The organism is Dyadobacter sp. SRI_021 (genome assembly GCF_057586235.1).
In genome coordinates this window covers 1-15,428 of sequence record NZ_JBYCZM010000014.1, presented here as the reverse complement: position 1 = coordinate 15,428, position 15,428 = coordinate 1, and the positions used below count along the sequence as shown (strand labels likewise).

General features: G+C 50.7%; 12 protein-coding genes. 7 read left to right on the top strand and 5 right to left on the bottom strand.

Annotated features, from left to right (window positions below; all coding sequences use genetic code 11):
- Positions 1–77 precede the first annotated feature (77 nt).
- From AC2YIT_RS28655 to AC2YIT_RS28630, 6 genes are all read left to right on the top strand, one after another.
- A complete protein-coding gene (locus AC2YIT_RS28655) occupies positions 78–923 on the top strand; it encodes a porin family protein (protein ID WP_430844162.1) in 846 nt (281 codons plus the stop codon).
- Between the two features lie 18 nt (positions 924–941).
- A complete protein-coding gene (locus tag AC2YIT_RS28650) occupies positions 942–1,460 on the top strand; it encodes an acyl-CoA thioesterase (RefSeq protein ID WP_487281444.1) in 519 nt (172 codons plus the stop codon).
- 53 nt (positions 1,461–1,513) lie between these two features.
- Complete coding sequence (locus tag AC2YIT_RS28645; protein WP_223401822.1) at positions 1,514–1,882, top strand: Rid family detoxifying hydrolase; 369 nt, start codon at positions 1,514–1,516, stop codon at positions 1,880–1,882.
- A 278-nt stretch (positions 1,883–2,160) separates the two neighbouring features.
- On the top strand, positions 2,161–3,711 hold the full coding sequence (gene gltX / locus AC2YIT_RS28640; RefSeq protein ID WP_487281443.1) for a glutamate--tRNA ligase: 1,551 nt from the start codon (positions 2,161–2,163) through the stop codon (positions 3,709–3,711).
- Positions 3,712–3,817: 106 nt separating this feature from the next.
- Positions 3,818–4,075, top strand: a complete 258-nt coding sequence (locus AC2YIT_RS28635) for a hypothetical protein (protein ID WP_015813708.1) — start codon at positions 3,818–3,820, stop codon at positions 4,073–4,075.
- Between the two features lie 52 nt (positions 4,076–4,127).
- Positions 4,128–4,907, top strand: coding sequence for a TIGR00266 family protein (locus tag AC2YIT_RS28630; RefSeq protein ID WP_106594214.1), 780 nt, complete (start codon positions 4,128–4,130; stop codon positions 4,905–4,907).
- Positions 4,908–4,985: 78 nt separating this feature from the next.
- Here the strand turns inward: AC2YIT_RS28630 and AC2YIT_RS28625 are convergent, their stop codons facing one another.
- The 5 genes from AC2YIT_RS28625 to AC2YIT_RS28605 all read right to left on the bottom strand — a co-directional run bounded on the left by AC2YIT_RS28625 (position 4,986) and on the right by AC2YIT_RS28605 (position 14,899).
- Positions 4,986–5,978, bottom strand: coding sequence for a ligand-binding sensor domain-containing protein (locus AC2YIT_RS28625; protein WP_487281442.1), 993 nt, complete (start codon positions 5,976–5,978; stop codon positions 4,986–4,988).
- A 105-nt stretch (positions 5,979–6,083) separates the two neighbouring features.
- Positions 6,084–8,138 (bottom strand): sialate O-acetylesterase, encoded by a 2,055-nt coding sequence (locus AC2YIT_RS28620; RefSeq protein ID WP_487281441.1) that lies wholly within the window; start codon positions 8,136–8,138, stop codon positions 6,084–6,086.
- A gap of 132 nt (positions 8,139–8,270) precedes the next feature.
- The gene (locus tag AC2YIT_RS28615) at positions 8,271–9,851 is read right to left on the bottom strand and encodes a RagB/SusD family nutrient uptake outer membrane protein (protein ID WP_430844170.1); all 1,581 of its coding nucleotides are present in this window, start codon (positions 9,849–9,851) and stop codon (positions 8,271–8,273) included.
- 26 nt (positions 9,852–9,877) lie between these two features.
- Entirely contained in the window at positions 9,878–13,108 is a 3,231-nt protein-coding gene (locus AC2YIT_RS28610; protein WP_487281440.1) for a SusC/RagA family TonB-linked outer membrane protein, read from the bottom strand.
- A 699-nt stretch (positions 13,109–13,807) separates the two neighbouring features.
- Positions 13,808–14,899 (bottom strand): Gfo/Idh/MocA family protein, encoded by a 1,092-nt coding sequence (locus AC2YIT_RS28605; RefSeq protein WP_487281439.1) that lies wholly within the window; start codon positions 14,897–14,899, stop codon positions 13,808–13,810.
- Positions 14,900–15,114: 215 nt separating this feature from the next.
- On the opposite strand from AC2YIT_RS28605, the gene AC2YIT_RS28600 reads away from it, so the two are divergent.
- The coding region (locus AC2YIT_RS28600; RefSeq protein WP_487281438.1) for a hypothetical protein at positions 15,115–15,428 on the top strand (314 nt) is incomplete at its 3' end.

Sequence of the window (15,428 nt, the reverse complement as noted above, 5' to 3'; positions counted from 1 at the left end):
TAATAACTTTAACAATTTGAAATAAATCAGTTTCTTTTACAACTTGCATCGCTCAACATGCATTACTGACATCACACATGAACAGAAAATATTTACTATCCGCAGTATTTGCCCTTACATTTATTCATCAAATGGCGATGGGGCAGGGGCGTTCCAAATTCGGTGGACGTTATACCGATCCGTTCGGGGTGCTGAGCGTGACGGCGGGGATAGGTGTGGCCTATTACATGGGTGATCTCAATGACGGCATCCATATGAAGCACCTCGGGCTCGGTCCGTCGGTGTCGCTGGGTGCGTTATACCGGCTCACCGAGCACGTGAGCGCACGCGGGGAGCTGCGTTTTTACCAGGTTTCCGGCGACCAGAAGTATTCTAAAAATTATCAGAATAACCTTTCATTCAAGACATTCAACCCGGATATCAACCTGGGTTTGCAGGCAGATTTGTTTGCCTATAACCGGCACGCGCCGATCAATCCTTACTTATTCGGAGGCGTTGGATTTACTTACCTGAGCCCGAAAGCAAAATTGGGTGGCACCTGGTACAGCTTGCCCGAGCTCACAACCGAGGGCGTCAAGTACAAGCGAATGCCGCTCGTCTTGACCGCAGGGGTCGGGATATCCGTCAAAACTACCAAAAGGCTGAGCCTCGGCCTTGAACTCTGCAATAACTTCGTCAATTCCGATTACCTCGACGACGTGAGTACGGTTTATCCCAATCCCGACCAGCTGCCGAGCGACATTGCCCGTGCACTTTCAGATCGCGCCCCGGAGATCGGCGAGCCAGCACGCCAGCCGGGCTGGAACCGCGGTGGCGCCAAAAGCAAAGACAGCTATTTGTTTTTACAGGTGCGGGCAACCTACCTGATCGGCAACCGCGCCCAGAACCAGGAGCGCAAAAAGACCCGTTGCCCCAAGTTTTAAATACATCACCATACTAACATGCTGAAACCGAAAAAGCCCCATCAATCCGAAGTAACCATGACCGAAATGGTGCTTCCCAACGATACCAATACACTCAATAACCTGATGGGAGGAAGGCTGCTGCACTGGATGGACATTTGTGCGGCGATTTCGGCGCAAAAACACTCCAACCGCATTGTAGTAACGGCTTCTGTGGATAACGTGTCGTTCACGGAACCGATCCGGCTTGGTAACATCGTGACCATGCACGCCAAAGTGACCCGCGCATTCAATTCTTCGATGGAGGTTTTTCTCGAAGTGTGGGCGGAGGATATTCCGGCGGGACAGCGGGTGAGCACCAACCGCGCATTCTACACTTTTGTGGCGGTTGACCAGAATGGCCGGCCTATCGAAGTACCGCCGCTGGAACCGGAGACGGTCGAGGAAAATGAGCTGTATCTGAGCGCCCTCCGCCGCCGTCAGTTACGCCTTGTGCTCGCCGGCCGGTTAAATGCAGCCGAAGCTACCGAGTTGAAAGCGCTTTTTAAGGTGGAATAAGGCGGTAGGCACGGCATAATTTGGTAATTTTGCGGCATTAACACTTGTCACTTATGCCCAAGCAAATCATATTTTCGGATAAAGCACCGGCCCCCATTGGTCCTTACAGCCAGGCTGTTAAAGTAAATGGCACTGTTTATGTTTCAGGACAAATCGCTGCTGAGCTGGCTAAGTCCGGGGACATCAAAGCAGAGACCGGGATGGTCATGCAGAATATCGGGCATATCCTGGGAGCAGCCGGCCTCGGTTTTCAGAATGTGGTGAAAGCCAGCATTTTTCTCCGCGATATGAACGACTTCGCGTCTGTCAACGAAATCTACGGCAGCTTTTTTACGAAAGAACCTCCCGCCCGCGAGACCGTACAGGTAGCACGCCTGCCGAAGGACGTTAACGTCGAAATATCCGTTGTTGCGGTTGAATAACGAATGTCAGGTGTGGTCAGGAAGTAGTCATTTATAGTCAGGTATGGTCAGGAAGTAGTCATTTATAGTCAAGTATAGTCAGGTATGGTCAGTAAGTCAAATTTTGGATGGACGGAGAATCAATGACAATCAATGACTACCCAGACAACGAATGACCCACTTGACAAGCAATGACAACACCTGACAACAAATGACAATACCTGACCGCGCGGCGGACCGCAACGAATGACAATACCTGACAAGCAATGACAGTACCATTGAACTTAATTTTTGAATAAATGAATAACAAACCTGTCAGGGTGCGTTTTGCGCCTAGTCCAACCGGTCCGTTGCACGCGGGCGGTGTACGTACGGCCCTGTATAACTACCTGTTTGCACGCCAGCAAGGCGGGCAGATGCTGCTTCGCATTGAAGATACCGACCAGAACCGCTACGTTCCGGGAGCCGAGGCATATATTCTGGAAGCATTGGAATGGCTGGGTATCGGTATCGACGAAGGCCCGCAGCAAGGCGGCCCGCATGCGCCTTACCGGCAATCGGAGAGAAAAGAAATGTACCGCGAATATGCGGAAAGGCTCGTTCAGGAAGGGAAGGCGTATTATGCTTTCGACACGCCCGAGCAGCTGGACGATATGCGCAAACGTCTGGAAGCTGCCAAAGTAGCTGCCGTACAATATAACGCGATCACCCGTACGGAAATGACCAACTCGCTGACATTATCGGCAGAGGAAACGAAAGCGCGGCTTGAAAGCGGTGACCCTTACGTGATCCGGATGAAAATCCAACCAAAGGAAGACGTTCGTTTCAATGACCTGATCCGCGGCTGGGTGGTGGTACATTCGTCACAGATTGATGATAAAGTGCTTTTGAAGTCGGATGGTATGCCTACGTACCACCTGGCGAACATCGTGGATGACCATTTAATGGGCATTACCCACGTGATCCGTGGCGAAGAATGGCTCCCGTCGGCTCCGCTGCACGTGCTGCTGTACCGTTACCTGGGCTGGGAAAGCACTATGCCGCAGTTTGCACATTTGCCTTTGCTCCTGAAACCGGATGGAAACGGTAAGCTTTCGAAACGCGACGCGGATCTGGGCGGCTTCCCGATCTTCCCCTTGGAGTGGACGGACCCGAACACCGGCGAGAAAGCCCGTGGTTTCCGCGAAGAAGGCTATTTGCCTGGCGCAACTGCTAACTTTCTCGCATTGTTGGGCTGGAATGCAGGTACCGAGCAGGAGATTTTCAGCATGGACGAGCTCATTGCCTCGTTCAGTTTCGACCGCGTGCACAAGGCGGGTGCGAGGTTTGATATTCAGAAGGCGAACTGGTTCAATCAGCAATACCTGAAACAGCTGGACGATGCCGCAATTATCGAAGAACTGAAACCATTGTATGCAGCGAAAGGCATTACTGTAAACCAGGACCAGCTCGCGCAGATTGTGCATTTGTTGAAAGACCGTGTTCATTTCATCAAGGAAATCGTTTCGGAATCGCTCTTTTTGTTCGCAGCGCCTGAGGAATATGACCAGGATGTGGTGATCAAGAAATGGAACGAAGAGGCCGTGAATGCGATCGGCGGTTTCAAAGAGGCACTGGCCGGTTTTGAAGGAAATTTCGTATCGCACGATATTAAGGAAGTACTTTCGGCGACGATGGAATCGCTGGGTATCAAAATGGGCAAGATCATGCAGGCATTGCGTCTGGCGGTAACCGGCGCCGGCGCTGGCCCGGATTTGATGATCATCATGGAGATACTCGGCAAGGGCGAAGTCGTGAGAAGGCTTGAAACGGCGCTCAGCCGCTTGTCAGCACAAATCAGGCTGGCGTAGGGGCGGCGCAACCGCAGGATCAAAAACGATTGGCACCGCGGGGATCATTGCATATTTTCGTAACAAGTGAATAACGGGTCTTAGCGACCCATTGGCATCAAAACACATGGCTAAGAAAAAACAGTCGGAAACATCCAAGCCTGCACCCGAAAAACCACGTGTGCATAAGGACCTGGAAGGTTTTGATATCCAGATCAATTCGTTCGGTGAGATCACCACGAGCTTTGATATGGACCGTATCAATGAATTTTTGAATAAAAATGTGGATGATAAGAAACTCCGTGACCGGGAGGATATCCCCGGCCGAAAAACCCGGAAATCGAAGAAAAAGAGTTCCGAGGAAGAAGAAGAGGAGGAGGAATAACAGGGCGTCCATGCAGTTCGTTTTGACCAACCTATAAAACCTTTACGAAAAAATGATCTCACACGAAATCGATTACAAAATCATCGGCGACGACATTCAGGTCGTTGAAATTGAACTCGACCCGAACGAAACCGTGATCGCCGAAGCGGGCGCTATGCTTTTTATGGAAGATGGTATTCAGTTCGAAACCAAAATGGGCGACGGTTCGGAAGCAAACCAGAGTATAATGGGTAAGATTTTCCAGGCTGGAACCCGCTTGCTCACCGGCGAATCGCTGTTTATGACGCATTTCACCAACCGCGGGGTAGGTAAGAAGAAAGTGGCTTTCTCGGCGCCTTACCCCGGAACGGTGATGCCGATCGACCTGTCGAAAATCTACGGAAACGAGCTGATCGTTCAGAAGGATGGTTTCCTTTGCGCGGCCATGGGTACGAGCATGAAGATCCATTTCAACCAGCGTTTCGGGTCAGGATTGTTTGGTGGGGAAGGTTTTATCCTTCAAAAACTGAAAGGTGACGGGATGGCGTTCGTCCATGCGGGCGGCGTAGTGATGGAGAAGCAGCTGAACAACGAAACCCTGCGGATCGATACCGGTTGCGTAGTGGCATTCGAGCAATCACTAAGCTTCGATATCCAGCGTTCGGGCGGTTTGAAGTCGATGGTATTTGGTGGCGAAGGGATGTTCCTGGCGACCTTGCGTGGTACAGGCCGTTGCTGGATCCAGTCGATGCCGATTTCCAAACTGATCCAGCGGCTTTCAGTTTACGGCCCCAACAGCCGTAAGGAAAGCGGTTCGGTGATCGGAGGGTTGGGAAGCCTTTTCGAGGATTAAAATGTTCATGTCACGCTGAGCGGAGTTGAAGCGCCTTATAGTACCGCGCTTCGACTCCGCTCAGCGTGACATTCGTTTTTACTTCAAAATATAAACTCCTTTACCTGTGCCGAGCCATATTTCGCCGGAAGGACTCTGTCCGATGGCAAATATGCTTTCGTCGAGGTCTTTCAGCTCCCATTTCCCGTTCCGGAAAACGCCATATTCCTTGTCATCCCAAAATGCGGCCCATATCCGGTTGTCACGATCGACAAATACCTGCTGAGTCATGTAGACCTTTTTATCCTCTTCCGGCAGTTTGATGATCTGGGAGGATTGACCGTTGAACCGGAATATTTGCGGGCGGTTTGGCACAATGGTGCTCGAAAGTCCGTAGTCGATGGAAGCTAGCAAGTCATTATTTTTATCGGTCACGATGTTACCATAGTAGTAAGGGTTGAAACCGAGTTCTTTTTTATCAAAAACATCCCATTTATCATCCTTGATACGGACAATGGAGGTAGCGGTGACTCCGTCGTTAAGTGCGACCCAGACGGTATTCTGCTGATCGATCGCAATGTCCCCTATCAGGCTGCCGGGAAGCTTGGAATTTTCGGGCGTGAAGGTGGAAAAGTGGTTTCCATCATATTTTACCAAACCACCTTGAAGGAACGCTCCGGCCGAAAACCATATATTGTCGGCGCCGTCAACAGCCAACGAACGCACTGCATTACGGGGCAGATTGTATTCGCCGGACCCGTACCGGGTGAACTTTGAACCGTCATATTTGACCAGATCGTCGGTTCCCAGCCACACATTCCCTTTTTTATCGACTTCAATATCCCAGATAGCCGCCTTGTTCAAAATGGAATTGGTAGAATCAAAAATCGCTATGCTCATGCCGTTATGCCGGATGAGCCCCTGACCGAGGGTACCGAGCCAGGCCGTGCCCGATTTGTCGAAGGCGATGGAAATGATGTGGTAGTCTTGTAATCTGGCGCCTTCAATTTCGAGCGGGGCGGGATTTTCGCTGTCTTTTTTGCAGGCATTCAACAGAGCCAAAGCGCATACGATCAGTAGTATTTTTTTCATGGGGCAAGCGGTTTGGAATTTTGAGGAACGGAGAATCGATGTTAGGGACACGCCGGCTAAGGGGATAGTTGGAACATCCTCATTATTAATAAGGTATGTGTTATTTTAGTTAAAAACAACACTTCGGGAGCTGGTTTGCCCGTCACGGATTATTTGAAGAATGTATTTGCCGGCAGGTAATGGATAATGCGGACGGACGGAAAGCAGTCCGACAGCTTCACGTGCCGAGATTTGAACAGGATGTTCACGACCCGCAGCGTCGAAAAGCCGGCAGGTAGCGCCGGTTTCTGACGCTGGAATAATGTAAAACTGTTGTTGCGTGACCGGATTTGGGAAAACGGTCCAGGGAGCCGGCGCACCATTCCGAAACAGTGCGACAATCGTTGAATAGGATACCGTGCCGTTGTTATACCCCATTTTAACCCTGTAAAAGATCGTCCCGCTGCCCGATAAACCGCTGTCTGTATCAGTATCCGTAAAACTGAACACACCCGATGAACCGCCAGCTGGCGCAGAGAAGGTTTCAAGATCGTTGTAATGCAGACCGTCGGTCGTTTTCTGGACCGTCATCGAAGCAAGCCCGGGGACCGGCGCAAGGGCCCAGGCAACGTGGATAGTACTGCCCACATTCCTCACACCAATGGTATTGACATATTCGATTGTTCGTATTACACGCTCCACGTAAACCGGTTGCGAAATGCTGCCGGGGAGGACTGGGGCAAGGCCTGTGAGGCGAATGCGGTACTCTCCGTCCGGCACCCCGGCAGGCATCAGGATTGGGAGCGGACTGGCAGCACCTGTGCCTATTTGAGCAATAAAGTTCCCTTGCGTGTCCAGTAACTCGGCAGCGATTTGCACCGTTGCCGGGGTATTGCCGGTGATTGTAAATGGCAGATCAAATGTCGCGCCAGGATACACGCGTGCGGGCGTTACGCCTGTGTGTAACGCGTATACTGGCTGCAAAGGTACGGTCTGGGCAATCGCTGTGTCAGCCAGGCTCCTGTTCCAGGCTGTGGCTGCGAGGGTGAGTCCCTGTATTCCGCCGGGGACATTTTCAAAATGCGCAGAGGCGGGGCGCGGGATCTGGATGGTATCGAGGTAAGGTCCCTGAAATGCATTGAAAGCAGGCAGCGCTATCAAGCGGTTTTGGGCGTTCAGAACGGGCAGGTAAGGGTCTTTCAACTGATTACTGGCAGAGTTACGGGCAATGTACCAGGGAATATTGTAGCCCGAATCTCGCCGACTGTTCTGGATGAGCGTCCGGATTCCGTCGAAATATTGCGCTTCGCTGAAACCGAGCTGCGCGTCGTTTTCCCCATGCGCCCACAGTACCGCGCGGACGCCCGTCAGGGATGTCATGTAACGCATCGTATTGACAATATTGCTGTAAGGCTGCCGGTTGGGCCAGTATTTTCCTACATATAAATTATAGGCGTCCTTCCCCGACGCAGCGTCGCGGTAATTTTCGGAATTGGCTGCTGCCCATGCCGTATTGAAAAACAGCACCGGGGTTTTCCATCTTCGAAACAGCAGGTCACCCAATTCGCCCCAGTACCATGAAGTTTCACCATTTGGAAAAATATAGTTGCTGCTTTTGAGCGGCTCGAACACCGGAAAAGGCATAGGACCGTCGGGGGCCACGGTAATGTTTTCGTTGTTGAGGGTTTTGTTGATTGCATTAAAGGAAATCACATTCGGCGAAGCGTCTTTTGCACCGAGTCCGGGCAGGCCCATTGCATTGGAATTGCCGGCAATGAGGAAAACTTCGCCTACACCCACGCGGGCGACAATTGCCGAATCGGTGATTCCGTTGCTTGCCGTACCGGTCAGTTTGAGTCGGTACCAACCGGTGTGGGCAGTGAATGTGGTATACAGAAATCCCTGCGTCAGCTGGTCTGCTTCCAACAGCTGCTCTTGGACAGTATTAGCATTGCCTTCAATGGGAGTCAACACAGCGCTAATGCGGGTATACGGGTAATGAGCATAGGCGGTGATAGAAATGGAAGCTGCGCCCGATGCATTGCGTTGCATGACCTGGTTTGAGACCGGGCTTGTGATTACCAGCTGTGCGCGCACCAGTACCGCGCCTGCGAGTGTGAAAAGCAGGGTTAACAGGCAGTGAGCGTAGCGTTCGGCAGCAGGGCAAATCCTATTCAGCATCTGCAAATTGTTTTCGTAAACTTAGACCTTGAATATAACGGAAAATGGCTTTCCGGGCGGGGTGTCGGTACAAGAACGAAAAAAGCCGACCCTCAGATGAAGGCCGGCTTTTATAAAGCAGATAAGAAAGTTCTAGTTGTAACCCGGGTTCTGTGGTTTCAGATTCGGATTGTTTTTCATTTCCTGGATACCTAACGGGAACAGCAGGTGTTTTTCCAGCAATGGAGCACCACCGCTCACGTTCAGGTTCTTGTGGCCTACGAAGTTGTCGAACTTCTTGGTCTCCTCATTGAATACTTTACGCAGACGTACCATGTCGAACCAGGTAATGCCTTCGTAAGCGAATTCGTGCCAGCGCTCTTTCCAAACCGCCTCTTTGAAGGAAGCAGCAGTGTAAGTGCCAATCGCAGGTGTAGTCAACTTGGCGCGGTCGCGGATGCTTTTGAAAGCTTCGTAAGCCTCGGTATTGACGGTACCCAGCTCCGCTTGTGCCTCTGCATACATCAGCAACACGTCCGAGTAACGCATCTGGTTTACGTTGAGGTTGTTGAGACGGGTAGGGGTAATGCCCGGGCCGCCCAATGCAGCGATGTTGAAGTATTTGAACACGTATGGAGCGCCGAGATCGAATTTTTCGCCTGTACCATTAGTGTAATAGGTGGTATAGAACCATCCTTCCTGGTCTTTGGTACGAAGATCTCCCTTTTCATACGACTCATAGAACGACTTCGTAGGTACTGTGCTGCCGGTTCCGCTGGGTCCTGCATAAGTTACGGCCTTGAAGTTCGGGAAGAAGTCGTTCAGCGGGAAGCCGGCCACCACAGTGTTGTACTGGATCTGGAACAGATGCTCCATGCGGTTTTTCAGTTTCTCGTCGTGCAATTCCTTGTAAGTAGGGAACAAGCCCAGCGTAGAAGGGTTAGCCTTGGCATAAGTGATCACTTCCAGCGCTTTGTCGGCCGCCAGTTTGTAATGCGACTGTCCTTTGGACAAAGGAAAACCGGCCATGGTCAGATATACTTTGGCCAAATAGGCTTTCACTGCCATTTTAGATACCCGTCCGTTGGTGTTGAAATCGGCAAAACCGGCGGCTTCGGCAGCCTGGAGGTCCTCGACGATCAACTTGTAGACTTCCTCTTGTGATGTTCTTGAAGGGAAGAAGTCCTCAGACTCGGCCGTCTGAGGCTTGGTGATCAAAGGCACATCGCCCCACAATCTCACTGCATAGAAATAAGCCCATGCACGGAGGAAGCGCGCTTCGCCGAGCAATCTTACTTTCTGAGCTTCGTTAGCAGCAGGGAACTGGATGGTGGGAATTTTCTCAATTGCCAGGTTGGCATTCGCGATCACGCGGTACAAGCCGTTCCACCAGTTGCTGATATGGCCTGTGTTGCCATCATAGATGAGGGCATACAGGTTGTTCAGGTCGGAGTTCTGACCTGTTTCGGTTGTAGCCGTACCGGTTGGCGCTTCGAGCATTTGCCAGTTAGCCGAGAAAATACCTGCGCCGTCACCAAAGAAACGCATGTCGGCGTAAGTAGCTGCAATGGCCGCTTCCGCGTGGTCGGGGATGGTGTAGAAGGTATCCGGTTGAAGGTTCGACGGATCCTGCTCATCGAGGAAGTCGGAACAGGCTGTCGGACCGAGCAGGATTGCTCCGCAGAGCAAAAGTTGATAGAATTTTTTATTATTAAGTTTCATACTGAATGTCATTTTGAATGATACAACGGTCCCGTCGATTAGAATGCAACCTGAATACCTCCCAGGAACGTGGTTGGTTTAGGATAGCTGTGCCAGATCATACCTTGTGAGAATACGTTGTCGCCATCGCCGCCACGGATCGGAGTTTGCTCTGGGTCGCCAAACGGATATTTGCTGATGATGAAGAAGTTCTGAGCAGAAACATAAAGTCTCAGTTTGCTCATTTTCAACTTGCTGGCAATTTCCGATGGGAAGTTGTAACCCAGTAACAGGTTGCGGCCGCGGATGAAGGAGCCGTCGAAGATCCAGCGGGTATCCACGTTGGTAACATAGCCAGCCTTGGTATCGCGAACCTGTGCGATCGGCGTATTCTGGTTTTGAGGGGTCCATGCATCCAGTACGGTGGTGTAGCTGTTAGCCAACGCCTGGCGGTCTTCGCTGGCGTGCAGGTTCATGTCCATCAGATCGTTTCCGTACGAGAACTGCAGGTCGAGGGTCAGGTCGAAGCCATGGAAACGCAGGCTGTTTGAAAGTGATCCCCATCCTTTTGGAGAACCGTTACCAATAATGCCGCGGTCAGCATCGGTGATCGCATTGTCGCCGTTTACATCCTTGTACTTGATATCACCCGGCAGCATTTTCAGGTTGCCACGGTAGCTGGTGAATTTGGCAGCCTGGTCGGCCTCAGCTTCGCTCCATGTTCCCAGACGGGTCAATCCCCAGAATGCGCCTGCCGGTTCGCCGATGCGGATTACGCTCGTTTGGTTGGTGATGGAAGGGCCTCCCACTCCGAAGATGTCCGCTGGTGTTGCCAATGACAATACTTTGTTTCTGTTGAACGAGATGTTGAAACTGGTGTTCCATGAGAAGTTTTGCTTTTCGATGTTCACCGTGTTCAAACCAAACTCGAAACCTTTGTTCTCCATGGAACCGATGTTACGACGGATAGTTGCGTAACCGCTGGTACGGGGTACCGGCGCATCGAGGAGCATGTCGGTGGTTTTGCGGTAGTAGTAGTCCGCTTCGAGAGAGATTCTTCCTTTGAGGAAACTGATTTCGAGACCACCGTCGGTTTGAGCTGTTTTTTCCCAACGCAAATCGTTGTTGGCAAGCCTGTTGATACCAGTTCCACCGAAGCGGGTGTCGCCATAAATAGCAGCGTAGTTAGACCGCAGCAAGCCGAGTGACGAGTAGGGGGGAATTTCCGAGTTACCCGTTAAACCGTAGCTGGTGCGAAGTTTCAGGCTTGAAATAATCGGGTTGCCTTTCAGGAATTCTTCGTCAGAAACTTTCCAGGCAAGGGCGGCCGACGGGAAAAATGCAAACTTATGGTTGTCACCGAATTTCGAAGAACCATCCGCGCGGCCAGTCACTGTCAACAGGTATTTGTCGAGCAAGGTATAGTTCAAACGACCAAAGTACGAGTTAAATGCAAAGCGTGACGCACCTGACACATAAGGGTTAGATGAAGGTGCTACCGATCCTGCCCCGAGGTTGTCGAAAGTGTAATAGTCCGTAGAGAAGTTCTGGGCACCTACACCGGTTGTGGTCACATTGGTTTCCTGCCAGGAAATACCCGCGAGGGCATTGATCGAGTGGATACCGAATGTTTTGTTGTAAGTCAACAAGTTCTCCCACGACCAGAACGTCTCTTTTCTGTTTTCTTTTCTCGCAGTACCAAGTTCGTTAGGCGTAAGTGTACGTGTTTGCGACTGGTTAACTTCCTGGTTGATCACGTTCACGCCCAATACGGTCCGGAATTCAAGGCCTTTTGCAAGCGTAACGTTTCCGTAAAGGCTACCAAGGGTGGTTTGCGTGTTCAGATTGAATTTACGACCCATTAAACGGTGTACGGAACTGAATGACCCCTCAGCACCCGGATAATCGCGGTTGTTGGCATAAGATCCGTCCGGCCATTTCACAGGAAGGAAAGGAAAGTCCTCCACCATCTGACGAGGTACCGCGTCGTTGATATCGACAAGGTTTTCGGCCTGATTGTTGTAGCTCAAAGTACCGCCCAGACGCAACCATTTCTTCACCTGGTCGTCGATGCTGAAACGGGTTGAATAGCGTTTTAGGTAGGATGTTTTGATGAAACCCTGGTCATCGCGGTAGTTAAGTGACAGGGAATAGGTGGTTCGCTCGTTACCGCCGCTGAAACCGAGCTGGTGGTTTTGAGAAACGCGGTGCTGGGTCGACTCGTCGAACCAATCCGTGTCGTAGTTGGGAGCAAATGTACCGTCAGCACGTTTGGTGAATACGTCGGGGTGAGCAGCTGCCAGCTGTGCGCGGCGCACGAGCGGATCGTGGGTTTTATATTTACCCGCGTCCCAACCGGCCTTGTCGAACTTCTCCATGTTCTTGTAGGCGAGATCCTCGACGTCCATATATTGCTGAGCATTCAGTACTTTCGCTCTCTTCGGGCCCACTTTTGGGACGCTGAGGTCCAGACCATAAGTGATGGTACTTTCACCTGATTTACCTCTTTTGGTGGTAATCATGATTACCCCATTGGCGCCACGCGCACCATAGATAGCCGTCGACGAAGCGTCTTTCAATACCTCCACCGACACGATGTCGTTCGGGTTAATGAAGTCGATCGCCTGGCTTTGCTGGTTCTGGTTTCCCTGAGGAAGCATTACACCATCCACCACGTACAACGGGTTGTTAGACGAGTTGATGGAGCTGAAACCACGGATACGTACGTTGGCACGACCGCCCGGGCGACCCGAGTTGACGTTCACCTGCACGCCCGAGATTTTACCCTGCAATGCCTGGTTCAAAGAAGGAGCGGGGCGCTCTCTCAGTTGTTCTTCTTTCACGGAACCTACCGATCCGGTAAGATCGGATTTCTTGGCGGTACCGTACCCGATCACGACTACTTCACTAAGCGCCTTGGAATCAGGAGCCAATGAGATGTCGAGAGAAGTGCGGTTACCCACAGCTACCTCCTGGCTAATGTAACCTACGAAGCTGAAAACCAGCGTGGCATTGTCAGGTACGGAAAGTGTATAATTACCTTCCCCATCGGTGGTAGTACCGCTGCTGGTACCTTTTACAACCACGTTTACACCGGGGAGACCGTCGCCGGTTTCCTTATCGGTGATTTTTCCTTTGAGTGTTTTATCGGCGCGGATCGTAGTGGCAATACCGGAGTTGGCGAGGGCTGCGTTCACCAGCAATGGGCTTGCGAGCGCGGGCAGAAGCAATAAAGAGTTACGGATGCTCCTCATCTGGAGCAACCATGGGTTGGTATCGGAAATTTTCATGTAGTAAGGCTTGTTAAACGTTTTTCATGCAGTCTTCGAAAACACGTAGAATTTTAGTCTCAGATCTCTGTTCGTTAGGCTTTTGCGTTTTTTGTTTAATCATAGTTTGCGGTTTACAGTTAAAATGTTTCGGTGAGTAGTTAAATAATTATAGCTGGTATTCGATAAATCACATTCCGGTGCGGCCGTAACTATCCTTGCCAGGGTTTTTGAATCAAATCATGGTCACGAATCCTGACAACACTATGTCAAAAAAGGCAAAAAGATAACGTTACGTTTTCCCTGACGGAGGATGGAATGGATGGCGGATGTCCGGGACTGCAACCGGCCACCTACCGGATAAATGCTTCAAAAAGTCAGTTGGTGTCAGTTTGGCATTACTAAAAGTCTTTAAGAAAACGCGTTGCAATATTATAATATTTAACAATAGATTTCGAATAAAGCGGGCGGAAAAATGCAGAATTATTTATGCAAACGTTTGCATAGTGATTATACGAAATTGTCATTTTCTTACGAAAAATCAACCACTTAGAGGTTAATTTTGGATAAAAACAATGTTAATTTTCACTTCCGGCGTTCAATGGAATTTTTGTTAAATTCCTATAATAATGAAGTGTAACCGACTGGTTTTTTGCTAAAATCCTATAAAAAAGCCCTGCTGCGAACGCTCGAAGCAGGGCTTTGAAAAATGACAGGAGATCAGGCCAGATCCACGGTACGTCCGGTCTTCACCGATTCGTCGCACGCGAATGCGATCTGCAAGCTGGTCACCGCGTCCTGTAAGTGGTCTGTCAGGTCGAGGTCTTCATTGATCGCCCGGAGGAAATAGCGTTGCTCGCGGTTGCAAAGTTCCTGGTGATCCGGCTCATCTTCGAGGTTAATCCACGTGTCTTCTTTCACAAACTCATCCGAGCCGTTCAGGTCGGCATGGTGTACACGTATCGATTCGGTCTTCGTATGTGCTTCTACGGAAGAAGATTTTCCGGTTCCACCTGCATCTTTGGCCACGATTGAAGCCGAACCTTTCGGCCCGATCACGTCTTTCACAAAGAACGCGGTTTCGCTGATCATCGGGCCCCAGGCTGCTTCGTACCAGCCTACTGAGCCGTCCTCAAACCAGATTTGCAGTTGTCCGTAGTTGTAATTCCCTGCCGGAATATCTTCGGTGAGGCGGGCGCCGATCGCATTTACGCGGAGCGGTTTCGAGCGGGTCATCTGGCACATCACGTCAATGTAATGCACGCCGCAATCCACGATCGGGCTGAGGCTCTTCATCAGGTTGCGGTGCACACCCCACATATAGCCGTGGCTTTGCTGGTTGAGGTTCATACGCATGACCAGTGGCTTGCCGAGACCCTGCGCTTCCGTTACGAAGCGTTCCCACGACGGGTGTACACGGAGGATATAACCTACCACTACTTTCTTATTCGCTTTTTTGGCAGCCTCTACCACACGCTTCGCACCTTTAACGGTGTCGGCAAGCGGTTTTTCGATAAACACGTGGGCGCCGGCTTCGAGTGCCTTGATCGCGAAATCCTCGTGGGTATCAGGGTAAGTCGAGATACAAACCGCGTCGGGCTTGGTTTCTTTCAATGCTGTTTCATAGTCATTGAAAAGGGCATAGCCGCCGCCTAATTTTTCATTGAGGACTTCCTTGCTTTTTCCGGTCGAAACGATCCCGCAGATCTCGAAACCATCCAGAAGCTGGTAGGCAAAGGCATGGGAAGCACCCATATTCCCGCAACCGACTACCAGTACGCGGATGGGGCTTTCGTTTTGAAAAGATGACATAGATTAAAGATAAATGTTAAGATTATGGGTTAGCAGGAACAAGGGCATGCAACATTGCAGCCTGGTTTGGGTGTCAAAATTAGGCATTAAAATCCGTATTAGGCCAGTTTCGTTCCAAGTGAAAAAAAATCCCGTTTCGGTGATAAAATTCTCTTTGAAAATCGAAATAAGTGTACGATAATGCATGAATTTTGTTACTCCTCATCTACATGTTCATGACTAACTTTTTACTTCCTATCAGACCGTCCGGTCTGTGCCGCGGGAGCGTTTTGTCCATACTGTTCCTGTTGTTTTTCTTCACTTTTCAGGCTTTCGCGCAAGATGATTTCAAACCCAAACTGGGGCTGATCGACCGTGCTTCGCTCGAAATGACGGCCTACCCCGGCGACAGTACTGCCGATGCCGTTTACCTGTACGATTACGGCAAAGTCACATTCTCCTACGACAACCTCAAAGGCCTGCTCATGACGACCAACATCTGGGTCCGCGTCAAGATCCTGAAAGAGTCCGCGCTCGACAGGGCCTCGGT

Coding starts and splice junctions, on each gene's coding strand:
- AC2YIT_RS28650 (WP_487281444.1), top strand. CDS start 942: ATGCTGAAACCGAAAAAGCCCCATCAATCCGAAGTAACCATGACCGAA.
- gltX (WP_487281443.1), top strand. CDS start 2,161: ATGAATAACAAACCTGTCAGGGTGCGTTTTGCGCCTAGTCCAACCGGT.
- AC2YIT_RS28630 (WP_106594214.1), top strand. CDS start 4,128: ATGATCTCACACGAAATCGATTACAAAATCATCGGCGACGACATTCAG.
- AC2YIT_RS28620 (WP_487281441.1), bottom strand. CDS start 8,138: ATGCTGAATAGGATTTGCCCTGCTGCCGAACGCTACGCTCACTGCCTG.
- AC2YIT_RS28605 (WP_487281439.1), bottom strand. CDS start 14,899: ATGTCATCTTTTCAAAACGAAAGCCCCATCCGCGTACTGGTAGTCGGT.
- AC2YIT_RS28655 (WP_430844162.1), top strand. CDS start 78: ATGAACAGAAAATATTTACTATCCGCAGTATTTGCCCTTACATTTATT.
- AC2YIT_RS28615 (WP_430844170.1), bottom strand. CDS start 9,851: ATGACATTCAGTATGAAACTTAATAATAAAAAATTCTATCAACTTTTG.
- AC2YIT_RS28645 (WP_223401822.1), top strand. CDS start 1,514: ATGCCCAAGCAAATCATATTTTCGGATAAAGCACCGGCCCCCATTGGT.
- AC2YIT_RS28625 (WP_487281442.1), bottom strand. CDS start 5,978: ATGAAAAAAATACTACTGATCGTATGCGCTTTGGCTCTGTTGAATGCC.
- AC2YIT_RS28610 (WP_487281440.1), bottom strand. CDS start 13,108: ATGAAAATTTCCGATACCAACCCATGGTTGCTCCAGATGAGGAGCATC.
- AC2YIT_RS28635 (WP_015813708.1), top strand. CDS start 3,818: ATGGCTAAGAAAAAACAGTCGGAAACATCCAAGCCTGCACCCGAAAAA.